At 65.9% G+C, this 21555-nt stretch carries 20 protein-coding genes; 7 read left to right on the forward strand and 13 right to left on the reverse strand.

Annotation, left to right across the window (positions count from 1 at the left end; translation table 11 throughout):
- The 3 genes from AC628_RS39200 to AC628_RS39210 form a co-directional block, all read left to right on the forward strand.
- The coding region (locus AC628_RS39200) for a sigma-54 interaction domain-containing protein (protein ID WP_168193536.1) at positions 1–945 on the forward strand (945 nt) is incomplete at its 5' end.
- A gap of 167 nt (positions 946–1112) precedes the next feature.
- Positions 1113–2609: a tetratricopeptide repeat protein gene (locus tag AC628_RS39205; protein WP_143202049.1), complete on the forward strand. Its 1497-nt coding sequence runs from the start codon at positions 1113–1115 to the stop codon at positions 2607–2609.
- Positions 2609–3013 (forward strand): hypothetical protein, encoded by a 405-nt coding sequence (locus AC628_RS39210; RefSeq protein ID WP_074132005.1) that lies wholly within the window; start codon positions 2609–2611, stop codon positions 3011–3013. Before AC628_RS39205 ends, AC628_RS39210 begins: the two co-directional genes overlap by 1 nt.
- Positions 3014–3022: 9 nt before the next feature.
- Here AC628_RS39210 and AC628_RS39215 read toward each other — a convergent pair whose 3' ends face one another.
- Positions 3023–3778 (reverse strand): SDR family oxidoreductase, encoded by a 756-nt coding sequence (locus AC628_RS39215; RefSeq protein ID WP_074132007.1) that lies wholly within the window; start codon positions 3776–3778, stop codon positions 3023–3025.
- A gap of 450 nt (positions 3779–4228) precedes the next feature.
- On the opposite strand from AC628_RS39215, the gene AC628_RS39220 reads away from it, so the two are divergent.
- A complete protein-coding gene (locus AC628_RS39220; RefSeq protein WP_074132008.1) occupies positions 4229–4705 on the forward strand; it encodes a hypothetical protein in 477 nt (158 codons plus the stop codon).
- Positions 4706–4963: 258 nt separating this feature from the next.
- On the opposite strand, the gene AC628_RS39230 is transcribed toward AC628_RS39220, so the two are convergent.
- From AC628_RS39230 to AC628_RS39240, 3 genes are all read right to left on the reverse strand, one after another.
- The gene (locus tag AC628_RS39230; protein ID WP_074132012.1) at positions 4964–5518 is read right to left on the reverse strand and encodes a flavin reductase family protein; all 555 of its coding nucleotides are present in this window, start codon (positions 5516–5518) and stop codon (positions 4964–4966) included.
- 79 nt (positions 5519–5597) lie between these two features.
- Positions 5598–6698, reverse strand: a complete 1101-nt coding sequence (locus AC628_RS39235) for an LLM class flavin-dependent oxidoreductase (RefSeq protein ID WP_050426047.1) — start codon at positions 6696–6698, stop codon at positions 5598–5600.
- A 404-nt stretch (positions 6699–7102) separates the two neighbouring features.
- Entirely contained in the window at positions 7103–9460 is a 2358-nt protein-coding gene (locus AC628_RS39240) for a mechanosensitive ion channel family protein (RefSeq protein WP_074132014.1), read from the reverse strand.
- 327 nt (positions 9461–9787) lie between these two features.
- Here AC628_RS39240 and AC628_RS39245 point away from each other — a divergent pair, with 327 nt between their 5' ends.
- Entirely contained in the window at positions 9788–11518 is a 1731-nt protein-coding gene (locus AC628_RS39245; RefSeq protein WP_074132058.1) for an ATP-dependent Clp protease adaptor ClpS, read from the forward strand.
- 7 nt (positions 11519–11525) lie between these two features.
- Here the strand turns inward: AC628_RS39245 and AC628_RS39250 are convergent, their stop codons facing one another.
- Positions 11526–13616: a tetratricopeptide repeat protein gene (locus AC628_RS39250; protein WP_074132059.1), complete on the reverse strand. Its 2091-nt coding sequence runs from the start codon at positions 13614–13616 to the stop codon at positions 11526–11528.
- 159 nt (positions 13617–13775) lie between these two features.
- Here AC628_RS39250 and AC628_RS39255 point away from each other — a divergent pair, with 159 nt between their 5' ends.
- Together AC628_RS39255 and AC628_RS39260 are read left to right on the forward strand one after the other, a co-directional pair.
- Entirely contained in the window at positions 13776–14240 is a 465-nt protein-coding gene (locus tag AC628_RS39255; RefSeq protein WP_074132016.1) for an Rrf2 family transcriptional regulator, read from the forward strand.
- Complete coding sequence (locus tag AC628_RS39260; RefSeq protein WP_074132018.1) at positions 14227–15048, forward strand: class I SAM-dependent methyltransferase; 822 nt, start codon at positions 14227–14229, stop codon at positions 15046–15048. The genes AC628_RS39255 and AC628_RS39260 overlap by 14 nt, the downstream gene beginning before the upstream one ends.
- 248 nt (positions 15049–15296) lie before the next feature.
- On the opposite strand, the gene mscL is transcribed toward AC628_RS39260, so the two are convergent.
- The 8 genes from mscL to AC628_RS39305 all read right to left on the reverse strand — a co-directional run bounded on the left by mscL (position 15297) and on the right by AC628_RS39305 (position 21494).
- Positions 15297–15722, reverse strand: coding sequence for a large conductance mechanosensitive channel protein MscL (gene mscL, locus AC628_RS39270; protein WP_074132022.1), 426 nt, complete (start codon positions 15720–15722; stop codon positions 15297–15299).
- Between the two features lie 73 nt (positions 15723–15795).
- On the reverse strand, positions 15796–16086 hold the full coding sequence (locus AC628_RS39275) for a hypothetical protein (protein WP_074132024.1): 291 nt from the start codon (positions 16084–16086) through the stop codon (positions 15796–15798).
- An 82-nt stretch (positions 16087–16168) separates the two neighbouring features.
- Entirely contained in the window at positions 16169–16585 is a 417-nt protein-coding gene (locus tag AC628_RS39280) for a DUF3597 domain-containing protein (protein ID WP_074132026.1), read from the reverse strand.
- A gap of 281 nt (positions 16586–16866) precedes the next feature.
- Positions 16867–17379 carry a Rab family GTPase gene (locus AC628_RS39285; RefSeq protein WP_074132028.1) on the reverse strand — a complete coding sequence of 171 codons (513 nt, stop codon included), beginning with the start codon at positions 17377–17379 and terminating at the stop codon, positions 16867–16869.
- Positions 17379–19130, reverse strand: a complete 1752-nt coding sequence (locus tag AC628_RS39290; RefSeq protein ID WP_074132029.1) for an OmpA family protein — start codon at positions 19128–19130, stop codon at positions 17379–17381. The genes AC628_RS39285 and AC628_RS39290 overlap by 1 nt, the downstream gene beginning before the upstream one ends.
- A gap of 2 nt (positions 19131–19132) precedes the next feature.
- Complete coding sequence (locus tag AC628_RS39295) at positions 19133–19498, reverse strand: hypothetical protein (RefSeq protein ID WP_074132031.1); 366 nt, start codon at positions 19496–19498, stop codon at positions 19133–19135.
- Between the two features lie 160 nt (positions 19499–19658).
- Entirely contained in the window at positions 19659–20315 is a 657-nt protein-coding gene (locus tag AC628_RS39300; RefSeq protein WP_021079504.1) for a response regulator transcription factor, read from the reverse strand.
- 108 nt (positions 20316–20423) lie between these two features.
- Positions 20424–21494 (reverse strand): sensor histidine kinase, encoded by a 1071-nt coding sequence (locus AC628_RS39305; protein ID WP_074132032.1) that lies wholly within the window; start codon positions 21492–21494, stop codon positions 20424–20426.
- Between the last annotated feature and the right edge of the window lie 61 nt (positions 21495–21555).

Below are 21555 nucleotides of genomic sequence, written 5' to 3' on the forward strand. Positions count from 1 at the left end.
CCGGCGCCGCCGCGTGAACAACCGGCCGGACAGTTCAGCGGCCTGCACCGGCTGGCCGGCCGCGATCCCGTGCTGCTCAAGGGCGTGAAGCGGCTGATGACGGTCGGCAATCTCGATCTGCCGATCCTGCTGCATGGCGAGACCGGCGCCGGCAAGGACGTGTTCGCGCGCGCCATCCACGCCGCGAGCAATCGCGCCGGCCGCAACTATGTCGCGCTGAACTGCGCGGCGATGCCGGAGAGCCTGATCGACGCCGAGTTGTTCGGCTACGAGGCCGGCGCCTTCACCGGCGCGCGGCGCGAGGGATCGAAGGGGCTGATCGTGCAAGCGAGCGGCGGCACGCTGTTCCTCGACGAGATCGGCGATATGCCGCTGGCGCTGCAGACGCGGCTGCTGCGCGTGCTGGAGAACCGCGAGGTCTGGCCGCTCGGCGCGCTGAAGCCTGTCGCCGTCGACATCCGCCTGATCAGCGCCACGCACCGCGATCTGGCGCGGATGGCCGAGGACGGCAGCTTCCGCTCGGATCTGTATTACCGGCTGCGCGGCATGGAGATCCGACTGCCGGCGCTGCGTGAACGCGCCGACCGCCGAGACGTCATCGCGCAGATCGCCGACGAGGAAGCGCCGCACTGCCGCATCGCACCGGATGCCTGGGCGCAGCTGATGGCCTATCCCTTCCCCGGCAACATGCGCCAGCTGCGCCACGTGCTGCGGCTTGCCGGTGCCACCGCCGAGAACGGCGTCATCACCGAGGCCGACCTCGATCTGCCGCCGTTCGTCACGCGCAGCGCAGAGGCCGATCATGCGGCGAACGAGCGCGCCGCGATCGCCGACGCGCTGCGCGCCAATGGCGGAAGAGTGACGGACGCTGCCAAGGCGCTCGGGCTCAGCCGCGCGACGTTGTACCGGAAGATCAAGGCGTTAGGGATCGATCTGGACAGCTAGACCGGAACAGCACCTCCTGTTCCGGCCGTGTGGTAAAGGTGATATCATAGGGCTTTCATTCAACGCCACGGAGCGGGTCCATGATACGGCTTCCCCTCGCTGTGGTCGTTGGCCTCATTGCCGCGACCATTTCTCAACCTGCTGCCTCGGATTCTGCTGAGCAACGATTGGGCAAAGTTCATTTCGCAACGTCCTGCAAACCTGAGGCGCAGGAGCTGTTCGATCGCGCCATGCTGTATCAGCATTCGTTCTGGTACAGCGCATCGCGCCGCACCTTCGAGGAGGTGCTCGAGGCCGACCCGCAATGCGCTATCGCCTATTGGGGGATCGCGCTCAGCTATCTCTACAATCCGCACGGGCCGCCACCGCCGGAGAACCTTCCGCTCGGCCTAGCCGCCGTGAAGAAGGGCCAGGCGCTGGGTGCGCAGACGCCGCGCGAGCGCGACTACATCGATGCGATCGCCGCGATGTATGTCGACTATGACAAGGTCGACCACCGCACCCGCGTGCAGCGTTTCCTCGCGGCCGAGGAGCAGGTCGCGGCGCATTATGCCGACGATGACGAGGCGCAGATCGCCTATGCGATCACGCTGAACGTCGCGGCGTCCCCGAGCGACAAGACCTATGCCAACCAGCTTAAGGGCGCGGCGCTGCTCGAGCCGATCTTCAAGCGCCAGCCCGAGCACCCGGGCATCGCGCACTACCTGATCCATCTCTACGACTACCCGGCGCTCGCGGAGAAGGGCCTCCCCGCGGCAATGCGCTATGCCAAGATCGCCGAGCAGGCGCCACATGCCCAGCACATGCCGTCGCACATCTTCACGCGCGTCGGCTACTGGAAGGAGTCGATCGCCTCGAACAAGGAATCCGCGCGCATCGCCAAGGAAGATGGCGAGCAGCAGGACCAGGCGCACGCCATGGACTATCTGGTCTATGCCTATCTCCAGCTCGGCCAGGACAGGGAAGCGCGGGCGGTGGTTGACGAGCTCGGCAAGCTCCAATTCAAGATCGACCGCTCCACCGGGCCTTTTGCGGTGGCGGCGAGCCAGGCTCGCTATGTCTTCGAACGCGGCGACTGGAAGGGAGCCGCAGCGCTTGAAGTGCATCCGACCAAATATGCCTATGCGGACGCCATCACCTATTTCGCCCGCGCGGTCGGCGCTGCCCGCTCCGGCGATCCGGCGGCCGCCAAGCCGGATATCGCCAAGCTCGTCGAGCTGCGCGACAAGCTCAAGGACGTCAAGGACGCTTATTGGTCCAACATCGTCGACATCCAGCAGCAGATCGCGAGCGCCTGGGTGCTGTACGCCGAAACCAAATACGACGAGGCGCTCGGCGCGATGAACGCCGCCGCGGAAGCAGAAGACAAGACCGAGAAGCATCCCGTTACCCCGGGACCGCTCGCGCCGGCGCGCGAGCTCTACGCGGCGATGCTGCTCGATCGCGGCATGGCCAAGGAGGCGCTCGCCGCCTATGAGGCCGTGCTCAAGAAGGAGCCGAACCGGCTGGCCGCCTATGTCGGGATGATCAAGAGCGCCAGGGCGACCGGCGACCAGGCGAAAACCCAGGAATGTGCGACCCAGATCGCCCGGCTCACCGCGGATGCAGATTTGTCGCGGCCAGAGCTGATCGAATTGCGACAGACAACCGGAAGCAAGCTGTGATGCGACCGACACCATGGCGCAACGGTGCGGCGGCCTCGCTCGGCGCCGTCGCGCTATGGCTTTGCTACGTGCCGCCGGCCGGCGCGATGGAGATCCTCGGCCAGGCCGGCGTGCTCGGCGAATGGGAGCTGACCGGACATCTCACCGAAAGCGCGCCGGGCACGCCCGGGCAATTCTCCGGACCGTTGAAGATGAAGCATGTCGGAATCTGCACGCAGGATGGACCGGAGGAACGCGCCGGCGAGATCAAGCTGCAAATCACGGGTGCGGATTCACGGGTCACGGCGGAACTGGTGCTGGACGGCGCGCCCTGCACCTACAGCGCCCGCAAGACGCACAATTACGAGGGCACGCTGTCCTGCGAAGGCCGCGCGCCCGTCCCGCTCTTGGTGTGGCTCAAATAACTAATGCCATCAGGCTGCCGGCCGCGAGCGGCGCAGCCATTCGTTGAGGTCGATGCGGCCGATGCGCGCCTCGCCCAGCGGCACCAGCGAATGCTCCTCGACCCGGCCGCCCCAGTAGAGCGCGTCAGGGTCGCGCACCACCTCGCGCCGGTCGCCTTTTGCCTTCAGGTAGCGGGCCACGATTTCGTCGAACGGGGCACGGTCCGGTCCTGCGATCTCGACGATGCCGTTGCGCGGCGGCTCGAGCGCCACATCGGCAACAAGCGCGGACACATCCTCCGCCGCGATCGGCTGGAACAGGCCCGGCGAGAGCCTGATCGTGTTGCCAACCGCACCGGCATCGGCGATCGCCCCGACGAATTCCATGAACTGCGTCGCGCGGATGATGGTGTAGGGAATGCCGGCCGCCTCGATCAGTTTCTCCTGGGCAACCTTGGCGCGGAAGTAGCCATTCTCGGGCGTGCGGTCGGTACCGACGATCGAGAGCGCGACATGGTGCTTGACGCCGGCTGGCTTCTCCGCCGCCAGCAGGTTGCGGCCGGAGGTCTCGAAGAACTCCATCACCGCCTTGTCCTCGAACGACGGCGAATTGGCGAGGTCGATCACGACAGCCGCGCCGGCCAAGGCCTGCTCCAATCCCTCTCCGGTGAGGGTGTTGACGCCGCTCTTGGGTGAGGCGGCGACGACGTCATGGCCGCGCTGCCGCAGGATGGCCGTCGTCCTGGAGCCGATCAGTCCGGTGCCGCCGATCACAACGATCCTCATGGTTGATCCTCCTTGTCGTGACGAGGTTTCTTAAGACACGCTTGCCGGATTTGCCGGCGGTAATCGTCATGGGTACGTCGATCTGCAGAAGCTTCGACGATTACAGAGCGGGCCGACAACGGCAGCGGGGAGAAGGATTGGTGAGTTCGCGCTACCCCCTCGATCGCTCCACCGCGCCTGACCACTCTATAGCATGCTACGGGCCGTCTGACGTCGCGGAACCTCTCATCGGATGGGCACGGGCCGCTGGCGAGCTACCCCTGCTGAACCATTGTTCCATCGCGTAGACTAATGCGTGCGTACCAGCCAGCGTGCTGGGGTATCGAAAGCTTCAGCCGCTGCCGGGATATCACCGTGGGCTTTCTTTCGTGCTGCAACGCAAATGCTGAGCATGACGTACAGCCCGCTGTGCACTCCTTGATTTGATTTCAGCAAACGCAGGAGGAGTCGATGCGGAATTTCATCACCTTTTTCGTTTCCAGCGTGGCAATCGTCGTTGCGGCGTCAACCGCCGTAGCCGGTGAGAAGGTGCTCGAGTTCAAGCTCGTCACCAAGCCGATCGACGTCAAGGTCATCGAGGCAGCAAACGTCGAGGGGCAGACGGTCGTTTCCGGCAAGTTCTTTGGTGTCGCCGTCTTCAATGATGGCCGCATCGGAGTGAAAGAGTTCGTCCATTCCGGAGACATGCTGAAGGGCTCTGGCCCCTATTACGGATACAGCACCTCCACGTTCGAGGAGGGCTCGATCACGGCGCGTTACACCGGCGCGGTCAAGGACGGAAAATCAAGTGGCGAATACACGATCCTTTCGGGCACGGGCGCCTATGCGAACGCCACGGGCACGGGAACGATCGAAAGCGCGCCGAACCCGTTCAAGGGGGTTAACCTCCTGAACATCAAGCTGGTCGTGAAAACGCCCGGCGCATAGCCGCGTAGCGCCCGCAGCCGCCAATGGCGGCCCGCTGCCAGCCTGGCTCATCCCATGAAGAGCGGCGTGAGGCGGACCAAGCCTGTTGGCCGGCGGAAGCCCTTGCCCTCTCTAAAATCTGGCGATGTGACGAAGCGCAGCGCCAGCGTGATCAGCATTGCGTCTCCAACGGCGATGCTTCCGACAGCGCCCAAGCGGATCGAGGCAGGATCGGGCGCCTGGGGCATCCGCCCTGCTGATGTCGGCGCACCGTGCGTTTCAGGAAAACTCGTTCCAGCTGACGCGGCGCGCATCGACATCGCCGAGCGTGATCGGATCATGGATGTTGCGCACGCTCTGGAAGCCGCTGCGCAGATAGATCAGCGGATCGACCGTGGTCGCGGCGCGGACATGCTGGACCTCGCCGATGAAGATCGAATGGGTCTTGGTCTCGAGCTCCTGCGCCAGGACGCAGTCGAATGCCGCGACAGCATCCTCCAGCACCGGGGCGCCGGTCGCGCCGGTGGTCCAGCGGCCGAACGCAAAACGGTCGTCGCCGTTGACGCCCTTCTGGCCGGAGAAGGTCAGCGCCAGCAGCGCGTGGTCCTCGTTCAGGAAGTTGATGACGAAATGGCGCTCCTCAAGGATGCGCTGATGCGCGCTGGCATTACGGTTAACGCAGACCAGCACCGATGGCGGATTATCCGATAGCGAGCAGGCCGAGGTCACCGTCAGGCCGGTGCGCTGCCCCGGCTCGCGGCCGACCGTCACCAGCGCCACCGCGCCCGCGCAATGGCGCATCGCCTGCTTGAAACTCTGTGCGTCGACCGTCATGCCGCAAAACCTCATAGAAGCACTCCATTTAAGATATGCGACGGGGGGTGCGAGGCAAGCCCCGCACCCCGCGCAGCTGTCATGCAGCCTTCTCGAACTCGGCGCCGAGATGCTTGAGCCGCGGCATCACCTCGTTCTTGAGCAGGTCCAGCGAGTGCCGCCAGGCCTCCGGCTTGTGCTTGTAGTCGAAGCCGAACACACAGAGCACGCCGAAGCCGCCGACCTCCCGGTAGATCTGCTCGATCTTCTCGGTGACCGTCGCTGGCGAGCCGACGATCCAATTCCGGCGCGCGCAATATTCGACGGTGACATCGCTGTCGGGCACGTCGGGCGCGTGTTTCAGGTAATCCTTGAAGCCGAAATGGCCGAGCAGCGGCAGGAAGTACTCGCCCATCATCCGGCCCATCATGTCGCCGGTCGAGAGCTTCCACGCCTCCTCATCGGTATCCGCCACGAACACCTCGCGCACCAGCCGCCAATCCTTGCGGCTCGGCTTGCGGCCGGTCTTGGCCGCGCCCGCTTCCACCGAATCCCAATGGCTGCCGACATAGGCCGGGTTGAGGTTGAGGCTCATCGGGATGAAGCCGCGCTCGCCGGCGAGCTTCAAGGTGTCCGAGTTCTTCGACAGGCCGGCGACGCCGATCGGCGGGTGCGGACCCTGCAGCGGCTTGATGTGAGGCTTGAGGAAGTCGAACATCGTGTCCGGCTTGCTCACCGTCCAATACTTGCCCTTGTGCGTCCACGGTCCGGGCTCGGACCACATCTTCAGAATGATCTCGAGCGCCTCGCGGGTCATGTCGCGGTTCTGGCCCGACATGCCGTCGACATTGAACATCGCCCAGTCGCTCGGCAGGCCCGAGGCGGCAACGCCGAAATTGAGCCGCCCGTTGGAGAGGTGGTCGAGCATCGCGACGCGGTTCGCGAGCTCGGCGGGATGATGATACGGCAGCAGGAAGCCGCCGGGCCCGATGCGGATGTTCTTGGTCTGCAGCAGCGCCTGCGCCACCAACAGATCCGGCGACGGGTGCGGCTCCCAGGGCGCGGTGTGATGCTCGCCGATCCAGGCTTCCTGATAGCCGAGCTCGTCGAGCCAGCGCAGCGTCTGCAGGTCCCAGTCGTGGCCCTCCTTCAATCCGCACTCCGGCGGGTGCGAGGGCATGGTGAAGTAGCCAAGCTCCATATGCGTTTCCTTCCTTCGTTGGGTTCAGTCATGCAATGCGTCTTGCCGCGCATTGCGCGACAATCAGCAAGCGCTGTGCCAGCGTGGAAATCGCAGGGAGCGAAGCGAAAGGCGGTGTTTTCGGCGGCGTGCGAGCTTGGCCGCGGGCTCTGCAGGGCCTCGCGCCGTCTCACCGTCGCGAGACGTGTCGCAACCGTGAGACGCGCATCCGGCTGTTGCGGTGAATTGAGATCGGTCGGAGCGGCCGCCGCAGAAAGACTGCACCCCCTCTCCCGCTTGCGGGGGAGGGTTGGGGTGGGGGTATCTCAGCGGGTCACATCGTGGAAAGAGCCCCCACCCGGATCGCATCTGCGATGCGATCCGACCTCCCCCGCAAGCGGGAGAGGTGAAAGCAAGTCCGCGGTTTAACCCGCCGCGCGGCGCGGCATCGCGTTGTTGCTATCAGGCTCGGAGGGCGGCGGGAGCTGCATCAGGATGGTCTGGCCCGTCGAGGCGATCTCGATGCCTTCTTCCTGGAAGCGGCGCTTCATGCGGCGGTTGAACTCGCGCTGCACCGACCAGCGGCCGCTATCGGTGCAGCGGATCTGGCCGACGATGGTCACCACGGAGCCGTCGACCTTGTCGACGCCCCACAATTCGAGGTCGCCGCGGATGAATGCGCGATACGCCGTCTCCTGGCGCATCTGCGCGACGATGTCCTTCAGCACCTCGCCGGCGCGGTCGGTGTCCTCCTTGTAGGACACGTTGACGCTGACCGCGGCATTGCCGGCGCCGCGGCTGGAATTGGTGATCGTCGTCACCGCGCTGAACGGCACCACGTGCACCGAGCCGTCACCGGCACGCAGCCGCATGGTGCGGATCGAGACGTTCTCGACCACGCCCGAGAGGCCCGACACGGTGACGGTGTCGCCGACCTGCACGGTGTTCTCGATCAGGAGGAACAGCCCGGTGATCAGGTCCTGCACCAGCTTCTGCGAACCGAAGCCGATCGCGATGCCGACGATGCCGGCGCCGGCGAGCAGCGGCGCGACATTGACGCCGATCTCGCTGAGCGCGGTGAGCCCGACCACCGCGACGATCATGCAGAACAGCGCGGTGCGCAGCATCGGCTGGAAGGTGCGCAGGCGCGCGGCGCGGGCGTAATGCCCCTCGCGCGACAGCGTGTCGATCTGGCGGTCCATCAGCGCATTGGCAACCTCCCAGATCACCGCCGCGGCGAGCGCGGCGATGCCGATCGTCACCAGCGCCGAGATCAGGCGCGAGCCGATCTGGCCGCCATAGAACCAGACGATGGCATCGACACCCCAGACCTCGAGCAGCGCGACGAAGCCGATCAGCGCGATCACCGTCGTGACCACCTTGCGCAGCAGCGGCAGATAGCGGTTGGCGCGCGTCTCCAGCCCCGGGAAGCGCTGGATCAGCTCCGGGCTGATGCGGAAGCCGCGGTCGATCAGGCTCAGCACCACCATGGTGACCAGGCGGGTGACCAGCAGCACCGCGATGGTGCCGACGAAATATTGCAGCAGCAGCGAATAGCCGTTGCGGATGTTGAGCGCCCACACCGCCCACAGCGCGAGATCGAGCGCGATCGCCAGCACATGCCAGAGCCCCGCGAGCCGGTTGCGAGTCCGCGCCGCAAGGCCGGTGCGATCGGCCGGCGCGCGGATGAATTCGGCGACCTGGCGGCGGCACTGCAGGATGATGACGACGACGAAGAGATGCACGATCAGCATCACGAGCCGGATCAGCGCGGCGTAGCCGGCGCGATGCAGCCCGAGCAGCAGCGCGACATTGGCAAAGGCGATGCCGGAGACGCCGACGGCCACGATGCGCCGCGCCCAGATCTCGATATAGGCCGCAGTCTCGGCACGAACGCGGAACAGGCCGAACGGCCCTGCCAGCGCGCGCACCGCGCAGATCAAGACGCGCGAGAACACATAGGCATTCACGACGGCGAGGATCACCAGCCGCGTGGTCGACTGGTCGCCGATCTCGGTGCCGAGCAGCGCGGTGGCGATGCCGCCGAACACCACCACCGGCAGCAATTCGAGCAGCAGGCGGCCGAGCACGAAGGGCAGCCGGACCAGCGACTGCCAGGCGCGCGTCAGGCTGAGCCGGCGCCGATGCGACTCCGGCGTCGGAGTGACGTCGGCAACCGACGACGGCGGATCCGCGCTCGCCAGCACCGGCACGGGAACGCGCGCGGTCTGCGGCAGCCGCGCTTCGAGGAACGCGACCGGCCGCTTGATCAGGCGGAACACCACCCATTCGGCAGCGAGCGCGCAGCCGAACACCAGCGCCAGCTTCCAGGCGATATCGATCAGGAGACCATAGGCGTCCGGATCGTTGGCAGTACGCACGAACCAGTAATAGAACGCCGGGAAATGGGTCAGCGTGCGCGCGACGTCAGCGACCTCGTGCGACATCTCGCCGACCTGTTCCGACACCATCAGCAGGAGCTGCGCGCCGAGACTGTCGGCCGTGAGCGGGATCGGCGAATGCTGCTCGGGCGCCGGCTCCGCAACCGCCGGCTGAGCAGCAGCCTGCGGCGAGGCCTTGGCGATGGCGCGCAGCGTGTTGATGATCTCGCCGCGCTTCTTGTCGTCTTGCAACGTCTCGAGCGCGCGCTTCGCCTGTTCCGGCGTCAGCGTGTCGCTGGTACTGGGTTGCAGCGGCGCCGGCTTGGCGGCCGGCTGCGCAAGCGCGGGTGAGACGAACAGGGTGAGGACGAGAAGGATCGCAAAACGAAATATGTGCGACACGAGGGCCTCTTATTAAAAATCATTGCGCGACGGCTCATCCCTGCAAGGAATCAGCTCTCGCGCTCGCGCCATGTCGGATCGCCCCTTTTCGCCCCGATGATGTGTCGGAAGTTTGCCGCTGTGGCGGCCATGTCTTGGCATTTGCCGCAACATAATCGTCACAAGTGTTGAGCGGCGTTTACACATTCAGCGCGTTCCGAAGCTGAGCCGGCCGACGGCGCACCACACGTCAGGGATGAGGTGGGACAATCTTTCGCTTGACGCCGACCAACCGCCATGATGTTCTTGTTATGTTCTTTGCGTTTCCGATTGCGTTTCGAGGTGATCATGCACGACGTCTTTGCCGAAAACGGCCCGATCAAGCTGTTCATTCACGACGACAGCGAGACACCGATAGAATTCATGCGCAACCTGCTGCGCACGGTATTTGGCAAATCCCGGAAAGAGGCGGTTGCCGCTACCGCGCGGATCGAGGCCCACAACGGAATCGCATGCGGTCCCTATCCAGCGCCAGTGGCGCAGGCCCTGCTGGAGTCCGCCCAGCAACTGATCCGCAGCCATGGCCATCCGTTAACGATCACGACGGAGGCTGCCGACGCGGCGCGGCCGTGCAACCTCTGCGGCTCACTGGAACCCGTGACGGACGTCTTTCTTTTCCGCAAGACGGTCTGCCTTTGCAGCAACTGTCTGCTCGCCGCCAGGGCCAGTTCGGAAAAACTGCCGGGCGAGGAGTTCCGATATGCCTTTATCGCACTCGATTGGCATTTTGCCGGAATGCCGCGCAACCAGATCCTGACCCGGTCGCGGCAGTTTCCCGGTCACATGCGTGCCGATGTTCAGATCGCGATCGACAGGCTGTTCGATGCGCCGATCCATTTCTTCGGCCTTCATGAGGAACACCGCTACGAGACGCTCGCTTTCGCCGCGCTGATGGAAAACAGCCGCAACGCGCCGGCGATCGCGCCGCCGCAGTATCACGACGTCGACGTGGGGGAATCCGAACCGGTCAAATGCCTCACCAATGGCTTGTGGCTGTGCCGAACCGGAGAGCTGCGCTACGCGGTGCTGCTCAGCTACCATCGCGATTATCAGAGCGAACCGAGCTTGCGGATCGAGCTCGCGGTGCCCGCAGGCGCAGCCGGTAACACTCTGGTGCAGCGGACCTTTGCCGAACTGGAAGCGGCCGTGCATGCGGCACGATCCTATCGCGGCAAGATCCTGTCGCTGGAAGATGCAGCCGACTATCGCGGCCGCGCGCGCGGCGTGACCGTGCATCGTCTGCCGACGGTCGCGCGCGACGACGTGATCCTGCCGGAACGGACGCTGCGGCTGCTCGACCGCAACGTGCTCGACTTCGTCGAAAGCCGCGATCTGCTGCGCAAGCTCGGCCAGTCGACCCGCAAGGGCATCCTGCTCTACGGCCCGCCCGGCACCGGCAAGACCCACACCATTCGCTATCTCGCCACCAATCTGCCTGGCCACACCACGCTGATCATCACCGCCGAGCAGGTCGGGTTGCTCGGCGCCTATATGAGTCTGGCGCGGCTGCTGCAGCCGACCATGGTCGTGATCGAGGATGTCGACCTGATCGCGCGCGACCGCGAGGACATGGGCGGACCGTGCGAGGAATCCCTGCTGAATAAGCTACTCAACGAGATGGACGGCCTGAAGGAGGATTGCGACATCCTGTTCGTGCTGACCACCAACCGCCCCGAAGAGCTGGAGGGCGCGCTCGCCGGCCGGCCCGGCCGCATCGACCAGGCAATCGAGGTGCCGGTGCCCGACGAGACCGGCCGCGGCAAGCTGATCCGGCTCTATGGCAAGGGCCTGCCGCTCGAACCGCCCGTCATCGAGGCAGCGGTGCAACGCACTGCCGGCGTCAGCGCCGCCTTCATCAAGGAGCTGATGCGCCGTATCGCCCAGGCCAGCATCGCGCGTGGGGGAGGCCGGGATGTCACCGCTGAAGACATCGACGGCGCGCTGAACGAGATGCTGTTCGACGGCGGCCGGCTCAACGTGAAGCTGCTCGGCGGCGCGCAGGGAATGAGTGCGGGGTGACGGCCGGTCAACGCGCCAAACGAGGCGGCAACAGCAACTCGCGCTCGCCGGCGGCGACACGCGCGAGTTCGTCCGACATCCGCGTCAGCACGCGGTCCCACGCCTGCGGTCTGTCCTGGCGGAACAGTCGCATCGTCGGATACCATGGCGTGTCGGCGCGGTCGCGCAGCCAGCGCCAGTCGAGCGCATAGGGACACAGCATCCAGACCGGGCGACCAAGCGCGCCGGCGAGATGCGCCACCGAGGTGTCGACGGCAATGACGAGATCGAGCGCGCAGACCGCCGCCGCAGTGTCGGCGAAATCGCCGAGCGTCGGCGCGAGGTCGACGATATCGGGACCGAGATTCCGCAGCACCGGAGCATCGTCAGGCCGCGGCTCCTTCTGCAGGCTGTAGAGCTGGACGCCCGATGTGACCAGCCGCGGCAGCACGGCGTCTGCCGGCAGCGAGCGCTGACGGTCGCCCTTGTGCCTGGGATTGCCGGCCCAGACCACGCCGACCTTCAGCGCGGACACGCCGCTGAGCGCCTCGCGCCAGCGCGCGAGCTTGGCCGCGTCCGCCTGCAGATAGGACGTCGCCGCGGGAATCGTCTCGACGGTGGTGCGGAAGATCCGCGGCAGGCTGAGCAGCGGCAATTGCAGGTCGAACGGCGGCAACGTCTCGCCGCGGGCAAACACCACGACGCCGGGCAGCATCGGCTGCAGCAGCGCGACCAGCGCCGGCTGCACCTGCAGCAGGATTCGGCCGCCGCTGCCCGCCAGCATCGGCACATAGCGGACGAAATTGATGGCATCGCCGAGCCCGTATTCGGCGAACAGCAGCAGCGTGCGTCCCGCCAGCGGCTCGCCCTGCCATTCCGGCTCGTCGAACACCGGATCGCCTTCACTGAGCACCTTGGTCTTGCGGCGCCACTGATACTCCTCAAAGCCCTCCTCGAACTCGCCGTTCATCAGCAGGAAATGCGCATGGTTGTAATGCGCCAGCGGCTGATCGGGGTCGAGCGCGATGGCCCGGCGCGAAGCCAGCAGCGCGGCATCGATCTCGCCGGCATTGCGCAGCGCGACCGCCAGATTGGCATGGCCCTTGGCATACAGCGGGTCGATCTCGATGGCGCGCCGATGCGCCGCGACCGCGGCCTCGACCAGATTCTGCGCCTCGAAGATGATCCCGAGATTGGTGTGCGCAGCGGCATAGTCCGGCTTGAGCGCCAGTGCGAGCTCGGCGCAGGCGATCGCCTCGTCGACTTGCCCAAGCTCGAACAGGCAGGCGCCGAGATTGTTGAGGATGACGTGATCGGAGGGATCACGGGCCGAGACCTGCCAGTAGATACGGACCGCCTCCTCGCGCTCGCCGAGTTCGTGCAGCACCATGGCAAGCAGGCGCTGCGGCGCGAGGTTGCCGGGATCGAGCGCCGTCGCACGGCGGTAGTGCAGGATCGCGTCCTTGAGCCGGCCGAGGCGGTAGAGCGCCGCGCCAAGGCCGCAATGCAGTCCGGGATTGTCGGGATCGGTGCCGAGCCCGCGGCGATAGGCGGTGGCGGCGGCGTCGTGCTTCTTCTGATCGGCCAGCGCATTGCCGAGATTGAGCCAAACGCCGCGGTAGGCCGGATGGCGCGCGATCACCTCGCGATAGGCCTGCTCGGCCTCGACCGGCCGCTGCTGCCCGGCCAAGGCAACGGCGAGGTTGAACCGCGCCCGCGTCAGGCTGCCATCGAGCGCGATCGCGCGGCGAAACGCCGCCTCGGCCTCATCGAAGCGCGACAAATCGCACAACGCAACGCCGAGCTTGATGTGCAGGCCGGCATCCTTCGGCCGCAGCATCACGCCGCGCTGGAACGCCGCCACCGCGCCTTCGTGCTCGCCCTTCACGGCGAGCGCGTCGCCGAGCGTGCCGAACGCCGGTCCATGCTGCGGATCGAGGCTGAACACCCGGCTCAGCAGCACCGCGCCTTCGGCGGCGCGATCGGTCACGAAGGCAATGACGGCGGACAGATGCAGCGCCGGAACGTGGTCGGGATCGGCGCTGAGGATGTCGCCGCACAGCGTGCCGGCCTCCATCGCGCGGCCCGCACCATAATGCGCCACCGCATCCAGCAACATCCGATCAATCGCCACCTTGCCCACGATACCGCCCCCGCCTTCGAGACCCCGGTGGGGATTAAACGCGCGGCACCGCCAAATCCGGCACGCGAATATCAGATCGCAGCCTGCCATCCCGCCCCCTTGACGCCTGGCCCGTCATGTAACATATGAAGTTACATGATCCGCGATAGCCGTTTGTCGAGCGTCCTGCACGGCCTGCTCCATATGATCGGAGCGGGCGAGCCGGTCACGTCGGAGCAACTTGCACAGGCGATGGCCACCAACCCGGTGGTCGTCCGCCGCGTGATGGCCGGGCTGCGCGAGCAGGGCCTGGTCCACTCGGAGAAGGGCCATGGCGGCGGCTGGACGCTGGCGCGCGATCCGGCCGACATCACGCTGGCGGACATCTATCGCGCGGTCGGCGCGCCGACGATCGTTGCGATGGGCCACCGCTCGGAAAACCCCGGCTGCCTGGTCGAACAGGCCGTCAACGACGCGCTCGGCGACACCTTTCGCGAGGTCGAAGCGCTCTTCCTGAAGCGGCTCGGCGCGGTGACGCTCGAAGCACTCGCGAGGGATTTCAAGCGCCGGCTCGCCAAGCACAAGCAAAGCCTCGAGGACCAGATTCATGCTGTCAAGTGAGCAGGCGAAACCGCTGCCGTACAACGATCCCGCGCATTGGGACAAAATGGTCACCGCCTATGAGGCGCAGTCGCAGCCGTTCACGACGCTGTTCGCCGACGCCGCGATCGCGATGCTCCCGATCGACCCGTCATCGAAAGTGCTCGACGTCGCCACCGGCACCGGCGCCGCGGCGCTCGCCGCCGCCCGCACCGGCGCTGCGGTCACCGCGATCGACTTCTCCGCCGGCATGGTGGCGCGGGTGCGCGCGCATGGCCTGCCAAACATCGAGGCGCGGCAGATGGATGGCCAGGCGCTCGACCTGCCCGATGCCGCCTTTGACGCGGCGGTGTCGGTGTTCGGCGTGATGCTGTTCCCGGACTGGCGCGCCGGCCTGCGCGAGATGGCGCGGGTGACGCGACCAGGCGGATCGGCGGCGATTGCGGTCTGGAAAAGCGCCGACGGCGCCGCCGTGCATCTCTTGCTGTCGCAGATCATCCGGCGGCTCTACCCCGACACTGTCACGCCGATGCCCGTCTCGGGCCTCGCCGAGCTCGCCGATCCCGGCCGCCTCGCCACTGCGGTGATCGCCGCCGGCTTCTCCGATCCTGACGTCACCGAGATCACCCACGACTTCAAGCTCAACGTCGCCAATCCCGGCGACGTCGACAAACTGTTCGAGTTCATGCCGCATTGGAGCGGGCTCGATGCGGACCAGAGCGCGGCAGTTGCGCGCGCTCTCCGGAGCGAGATCGCACGCGGGCGCATCGGCGACAGCTTCGCGATTCCCTCGACCGCGCTGATCGCGACGGCGCTGCGGCGCGAATAACAATCGCCGCATATCGATTTCCAGTTGGAGCGCGCTAGCGCTTGTCGTCGCTCTGCTTGTCCGTGCCACTCGGCGGCTGCAGGCCAGGGCTGTTGGCCCAACGGTCGAGTTCCTCGATAACCCGCCGGTGGCTCGGCCGTAGCCTGGACGGACCACCGGGCTCTTGCGACAGTTTGCGGGGCAGCTTGACCTGTTCTGGCATGGCTAAGCTCCAGAGCTGGGCAGTACGCACGATACAGTAGCGATCGCTACGCACGCGATTTCAGAAGGTCCCGAATCTCGGTGAGCAGTTCCTGTTCTTTGGTCGGCTTCGGCGGCTCGGCCGGCGCCGCGGGGGCTTCGCGCTTGAGCTGGTTCATGAGGCGCACCACGGTGAACAGCACGAAGGCGACGATCAGGAAGTTGAGCGTCAGGGTCAGGAAGTTGCCCCAGGCCAGCACCGCGCCCTGCTTCTTGGCATCGGCAAGGTTGGTCGCCGTCACCGACTTCGACAGCGCGGTGAAGTAATTGGAGAAGTCGAGCCCGCCGCTGACCGCGCCGATGATCGGCATGATGATATCGGCCACCATCGACGAGACGATCGCCCCGAACGCCGCGCCGATGATCACGCCGACAGCGAGATCGAGATCAACGACGTTGCCCTTCATGGCGAATTCCCTGAATTCCTTCAGCATGTGATCTCCTGTTCGAAAAATTGTAGGACGGCCTCGCGACAGGATCGCCGGTCGAAAACAAAGGTGACGAAAATTACCGGCGATCGGCCGGCTTCGCCGGCGCCGCGCCCGGCTGCGCGGGAGCGGCTTGCTCCCACGGTGCTGGCAGGATGACCCGTGCCGGCGGCAGGGTCTGGGAAGCGCGCTGCACATTCGCACTTGCCGGCTGTGGCGCGTTGACGGAACTATCCGCGCGGGCGATGGCGATCGTGATGCCGAGCGCCAATGCTGCGAACCCAAGTCCCGTTGCAAGTCCCGCGCCAATCGACGCGGCGGCGACGCCGGTCCGCGGCCTGTTCAGGATGGCAAGATGAGATGAGCTCATCGCAACTGCTCCTCACGCAATACACATCGTTTCGGAGCGTGCAGGACGCGAAGGCCTTGCACGGCTCAGGGGAGGCCGGTCGTCAGGTCTTGATGTCGGCCGGCAGCTTGCCGCCGTTGGCGGCGAGCTTGGCCATCACCTGCTGATGCAGCCAGACATTCATGGTGGCGGTGTTGTTGGTATCGCCGCTGTAGTGCAGCTCCTTCGCAAGCTCCTTGCGCGCCGCAAGGCTCGAGTCGAGACCGAGCGCCTTCATAAGGTCGACGATCGAGGTGCGCCAGTCCAGCTTCTCGCCGGTGGCGGCCGCCGCCTTGTCGACGATGGCCGCGACGTCGACGGTTTGCGCCGCCGGCGTGCCGGGCGCTGCCGACGCGGGAGCTAGCGATGTTGATGTCGATGCCGGCGCCGCGCCGGGGGTAGCCGTCGTTGTGGTCTCAGCCGTCTTGGCCTGGGCGCCATGGCCGAAGATCGCACCCATGATGCTTCCAAAAATGCTCATGCTCTCTCACTCCGTGCGCCCGAGACGCCTTGGTCCCGTGGCTGGTTCCGGTGACGGAGCGAACGATAGGCAGGCCATTGGCCTAGCGGAAGATGACCATCGTCACTATCGGAGTGTGGAACGGCGTGGTGCTCTCGGGGAGAGAATCGTGCGGTCAGGCACCGCACGTCGCGCGCGTTTCATCGTACGCCCCACGTGCGATGAAGTCAGCCGTCCCGGCCCGATTCGCCAGCCCCGAGAAGTCGGGACGGCTGACACCAACGCGCGTCGCGCATCTTGAGCTAAAGCTGGCGGCGGCGGATGGTCTGGGCGAGCTCGACAAAGCTTTCCGCGATGCCGACGCCGGTCTTGGCGCTGACCGATTTCACGCTCGACCTGCCGAGCGACTTGGCGAGCTCGGCAATCGCGCCCGCGCTGCCCGCAGCTTCCGGAAGATCGATCTTGTTCAACAGCGCCCGGTAGGGCCGGCCCGGAAAGCGCTCCTCGAAACCGCGAACCAGCTCGACCATGCGGGTCACGGTCTGCGGCCGCGTGACGTCGGAGACGATGATCGCGGCGGATGCGCCGGTGACATAGACGGTGTCGAAAATCTGCGTGCCGAAATCGCCGTCGGTATCCCACAGCACGAGGCGCATCGGATCGCTGCCGTCCGCCGGCACCACGTCGTGGCTCAGGATCTCGACGCCGAGCGTCGATTTGTACTGGCCCTCGAACCGGTTGTAGATCAGCCGATAGAGGATCGACGTCTTGCCGACCCCCATATCGCCGAGCAGCATGACTTTTGCGGTGAGCATCAGCGGGCCACTTCGCCTCGATAGACCGTCTCGAACGCGACGCGGCGGTTGCCGCCGACGGTGGTGTCGAGCCGGTCGGTGATCGGCATCGTCGCGGCGCGCGATACCAGGATCAGCCGCGATGGATCGACTCCGAGCGCGGTCAGCCTGCGCTGCACCTGCTCCGCCCGCTTGCGCCCCAGCGTCTTGTTGGTGCCTTCCGTGCCGCTCTGATCGGCATAGCCGACGATCCGCAGCCTGAGATCGTTGTTCGTGAGCAGCCCGGCAAGTTCGCGAAGGTGTTGTTCGGCCTGATCGTTGTCGAGGAATTCGTCTGAATTGTTGACGAAGAAGATCGCGGTCGAGGCGATGAAGCGGTCGAGCCGCGCCGCCGCGCCCTCGGCGACGGATTGCAGTTTTGCAACTTCCTCGCCGAGCTTCGCGGACTGCTCGCCGAGCTTGTCGTATTGCTCGGTCAGCCCGGCGTATTTCTGATCGCCGGACTTCGCCTGCGCGCTGATCGCCTCGCGCATCTGGTCGAGGCTCGCCTGCAAGCGCGTCAGGCTCTGCTGCAAGCCCGCAATGCCGGCCTGCGACGCCGCCGCCTGGTCCGGGGTGGCGACCTGCCCGATCTGGTTGACGATCTTGTACGGCGCCGCGGCCGCAGCAAGCGCGTCGATCAACGGCGCGGTCTCCAGCTGGCTCGGCTCGATGCCCGAGACCGCCACGCTTGCCCTGCCGTGATCGAAATCGAGCCGCAACGGGAACGTGACCAGCAACGGCTGCGTCGCGGCGAGCTGCTCCAGCGTCGCATGGGTCCGCCGCTCCAAAAGGCTGCGCGACACCGAGGTCGCGGCAAGCCAGAGCAACAACGCCAACACAGCGGCGAGCACGGCGAACAGGATCACCTTGCCGCGTCGGCTCGCGATCCGCCGCGGGGTATCGTCGGTCTCGATCGCGGCTGCGAGCGAGGCGAGCATCGGGCCATCGCAATCCGCGCCGCGGTCGATGCGCTCGATCGCGTCGAAGAACAGCGAGTTGATCCGGGCATTGTCGGCGGGACGCAGCGGTCCGAGGCACTCCGCCGCCAGGATGTAACGCGGCGAGGCGCGCAGCGCGAGCTGCCGTCCGCCGAAATCGAGCGTCTGCAGATTGCCTTCGCCGGCCAGCGCCTGCACGGAGAATTCGAGGATCGCAGCAACCATCGCGCTGAGCAGATCGGCGCGTTCGTCGGCGGTCGCCTCGCGCTTCCAGTCGGCGATCAGCCGGCCATTGCCGCGTTCGATGATCAGGAGCCGATTGATTTGCGGCGGGCGATCGGCGAGCACGAATTCGCTGATCGGGCGTCCCGTCACCAGCGACTTGACGCGCCCGACCCACAGCTGCGCCGAGGTCAGCGCATTGATGCGCTGCTCGAGCGAGGCCACCAGTTCCCGGAACGCATTCGCGACCGCGGCGCTGACCAGCCGGCCGACGATCGGATAGAGCGCCTCGATCATCTGCTCGCGCGAATTCTTGATCTCGCTGCGGATCGCGGAGACCACGACCGGCGCGATCGCGGTGGCGAGCTCGCGCGGCCGGTTGACCTCGGCGCGCTCTAGCGCCTCGACCAGAATGCCGGCGGTCGCCGTCTCCAGCCGATCGGCATTGCCGACATAGCGCTGCAGCGAGTCGAGGTCAGCCTCGAGCGACGTCAGACGCGTCGCCTCGGGCTGAAACAGCAATGTCTTGAGCTGCTCGATCTCGCGATTCTGGCCGGCAGCAGCTGCCATGCTTATTTGCCCGTGCGGCCGGTTCCCAATCCGCTGATGACGGTGCCGAGCTGGGTGATGGCCGCGCCGACATCCTTCAGCGAGTCGAGGCGCTTCTGCTCGGTGTCGCGTTCGAGGTCGGAGAGCCTCGCCTGCAGCGCGGTGAGCTCGTTGGTGAAGTCGGCCTGCATCTGCTTCAACGATGCCTGCATCTCTTCGCGCAGACCCGAGAGGTTGGTCTCAAGCGAACGTTGCGCGCCGCCGAACAGGAGGTCGCGGACCTGATCGATCGCCGCCATGCCATGCGCCGCCGGATCCGCGCCGTTGCCGGCCGCCGGAGCGTCTGCCGGTCCGTCCGTAGCCTTGGTCTGGCGCTCGATACCCTTCATGGTCTTTTCCTGCTTACTCGTAGCTGCGCAATCCGGACCTGCCGCTTCAAAAAGCAAATCCGAAACAACCCTATAGCCAATTTTGCGGGCGCGGCCCAGAGAAAGGCGAGCAATCTCAGCAAGATCGACCGCTTGGTCGTGCGGTCGAGGGCAATTATTTCTAGTAAGTGATTGCCTTTATTGCGAGTTCCGTACGGTTCTTGACCTGGCATTTCTCCAGGATGGTGCTGACATAGTTCTTCACCGTGCCCTCGGCCAAATGCAATCGCTCGCCGATCTCGGTATTGCTCTTGCCCTCGACGATCAGCGTGAGAATTTCATTCTCCCGCGCCGTCAGCCCGTCGCGAACCGGCAGCTTCGCCGAGACGCGCGGGCCGCGCAGCCGCTTGAACTCGTCGAGGATGCGCGCGGCGACACCGGGCGAAAGCCCGGACTGGCCGTTGATGACCGCGCGGATCGTCGATGCGATCTCCTCCATCCTGGCATCCTTCAGGAGATACGCCTTGGCGCCCGCGCTGACCGCCTCGAAGATCAGATCGTTGGTCTCGAACGTCGTCAGCACCACGATATGGGTCTGCGGCAGCTCGCGGAGAATTCGCTGGGTCGCGGCAATGCCGTCGACACGCGGCATCTGCAGGTCCATCAGGATGACGTCCGGCCGGTAGCGCCGCGCGAACTCGATGGCCTGCTCGCCATCGGCCGCGCCGGGAAGGATCTCGAAATCGTCGTTCTGCTGGGCAAGCAGTGTGGCGATACCTTCCCTGATCAGGGTCTGATCCTCGGCAATCAGCACCCGTACCTTCTCAATCCTGCTCACGGGCTTCCGTCATCCTCTCGAAGATCCTGTTGTCTTGTTGGTCGCGTTTTCTTGACGCGAACCGGTAGCCACTTCGCTCGAAAACGCTCCGATTGCACGGCAACGACATCAATCGGCCAGCACGCCGGCAGACGCCGCCGGCGGCACCGCTACGGGGAGCGATATCCGGACCAGCGTTCCCTGTCCGGGCGCGCTCTCCACCGCGCAGCTTCCGCCGACAAGTTCAGCAAATTCGGCCATTCCGATCAATCCGAAATGTCCGGGATGAGGGACCGCGGGATCGAAGCCATGACCGTCATCGCGGATCTCGACGACGAGCTTCCGGCCGACCGCCGCCGGTGCCTCGAAGGCGTGAAAGGAGACGCGGCGTGCCTGCGCATGGGCCTGGACGTTGCGCAGCGCCTCGCTGAGGATACGCTGAACCGTCAATCCGCAATCACGCAAGCCGGCACGCGCATCTTCATCGATCTGGATCGACACCCTGACGCCGCTGCGTGCGGCGAAGTCGCTGAGCAGTCCCTCGACATCGGGATCGAGCTTCAGATCGTCTGACGTGCGCAGGCGATCGATCGCCTCGCGGGCGCGCGAGAGGCCACTCGCGGCGGCATCTTCCGCGGTCGCAAGGCTGTCCGCCACGCGCGCGGGATCGGCCGACAGATAATGCCTGATCAGCCGGATCTGGGTCAGCAGCGCAACGATCGAATGTACCAGCGTATCGTGCAGATCGCGCGCCAGCCGCAGCCGCGTTCGCGCCAGGGAGGCAAAGCGCACCTCCGCGCTCGCCGCCTCGAGCTGCTGCTCCATCAGGCGGCGGGCCCGGCGCTCGCTGCCGAGCAGCGTTTCCACCTGACGTCCGGCGAAATCCGGCATGGCGATGACGAAATAGTGCGACTGCGCGCCGTTCCACAGCACGACCGCCGTCATCGGCTGCGTGATATCAGGCGACGCACCACGCACACCGGCCAGCGCGATCGTGTCCCGCTGGCCGCTGGCGAGCGCCGCCAATTCGGCTTCCATGCCGACCAGCAGCATGCACTCGCAGCAATCGGCGCCGATTGCGGGAAGCCATTCGACCAGCCGGCCGATCTTCCGCTGCATGCTCCGGTCGGCACCGATGACGGCGAGGCCGATGACGTTGGCTTCCGCGGCCGCAAGCAAATCCGCGCTCAGATTGATCATGCGTTGCCCATCACTCAGCGAGCAGCCCACTCTGGCGTAAGCCGGCAGCGGCCGCAAACGA

Source organism: Bradyrhizobium sp. NAS96.2 (genome assembly GCF_001908235.1).
GTDB lineage: Bacteria > Pseudomonadota > Alphaproteobacteria > Rhizobiales > Xanthobacteraceae > Bradyrhizobium.

Excerpts from the sequence above, each read along its gene's own strand:
- AC628_RS39250 (WP_074132059.1), bottom strand. The coding sequence starts at position 13,616 with ATGTTGCTGGATGCGGTGGCGCATTATGGTGCGGGCCGCGCGATGGAG.
- AC628_RS39260 (WP_074132018.1), top strand. The coding sequence starts at position 14,227 with ATGCTGTCAAGTGAGCAGGCGAAACCGCTGCCGTACAACGATCCCGCG.
- AC628_RS39235 (WP_050426047.1), bottom strand. The coding sequence starts at position 6,698 with ATGGAGCTTGGCTACTTCACCATGCCCTCGCACCCGCCGGAGTGCGGA.
- AC628_RS39220 (WP_074132008.1), top strand. The coding sequence starts at position 4,229 with ATGCGGAATTTCATCACCTTTTTCGTTTCCAGCGTGGCAATCGTCGTT.
- AC628_RS39290 (WP_074132029.1), bottom strand. The coding sequence starts at position 19,130 with ATGGCAGCTGCTGCCGGCCAGAATCGCGAGATCGAGCAGCTCAAGACA.
- AC628_RS39245 (WP_074132058.1), top strand. The coding sequence starts at position 9,788 with ATGCACGACGTCTTTGCCGAAAACGGCCCGATCAAGCTGTTCATTCAC.
- AC628_RS39255 (WP_074132016.1), top strand. The coding sequence starts at position 13,776 with ATGATCCGCGATAGCCGTTTGTCGAGCGTCCTGCACGGCCTGCTCCAT.
- AC628_RS39230 (WP_074132012.1), bottom strand. The coding sequence starts at position 5,518 with ATGACGGTCGACGCACAGAGTTTCAAGCAGGCGATGCGCCATTGCGCG.
- AC628_RS39280 (WP_074132026.1), bottom strand. The coding sequence starts at position 16,585 with ATGAGCATTTTTGGAAGCATCATGGGTGCGATCTTCGGCCATGGCGCC.
- AC628_RS39285 (WP_074132028.1), bottom strand. The coding sequence starts at position 17,379 with ATGCTCACCGCAAAAGTCATGCTGCTCGGCGATATGGGGGTCGGCAAG.
- mscL (WP_074132022.1), bottom strand. The coding sequence starts at position 15,722 with ATGCTGAAGGAATTCAGGGAATTCGCCATGAAGGGCAACGTCGTTGAT.
- AC628_RS39275 (WP_074132024.1), bottom strand. The coding sequence starts at position 16,086 with ATGAGCTCATCTCATCTTGCCATCCTGAACAGGCCGCGGACCGGCGTC.
- AC628_RS39210 (WP_074132005.1), top strand. The coding sequence starts at position 2,609 with ATGCGACCGACACCATGGCGCAACGGTGCGGCGGCCTCGCTCGGCGCC.
- AC628_RS39215 (WP_074132007.1), bottom strand. The coding sequence starts at position 3,778 with ATGAGGATCGTTGTGATCGGCGGCACCGGACTGATCGGCTCCAGGACG.
- AC628_RS39295 (WP_074132031.1), bottom strand. The coding sequence starts at position 19,498 with ATGAAGGGTATCGAGCGCCAGACCAAGGCTACGGACGGACCGGCAGAC.
- AC628_RS39305 (WP_074132032.1), bottom strand. The coding sequence starts at position 21,494 with ATGATCAATCTGAGCGCGGATTTGCTTGCGGCCGCGGAAGCCAACGTC.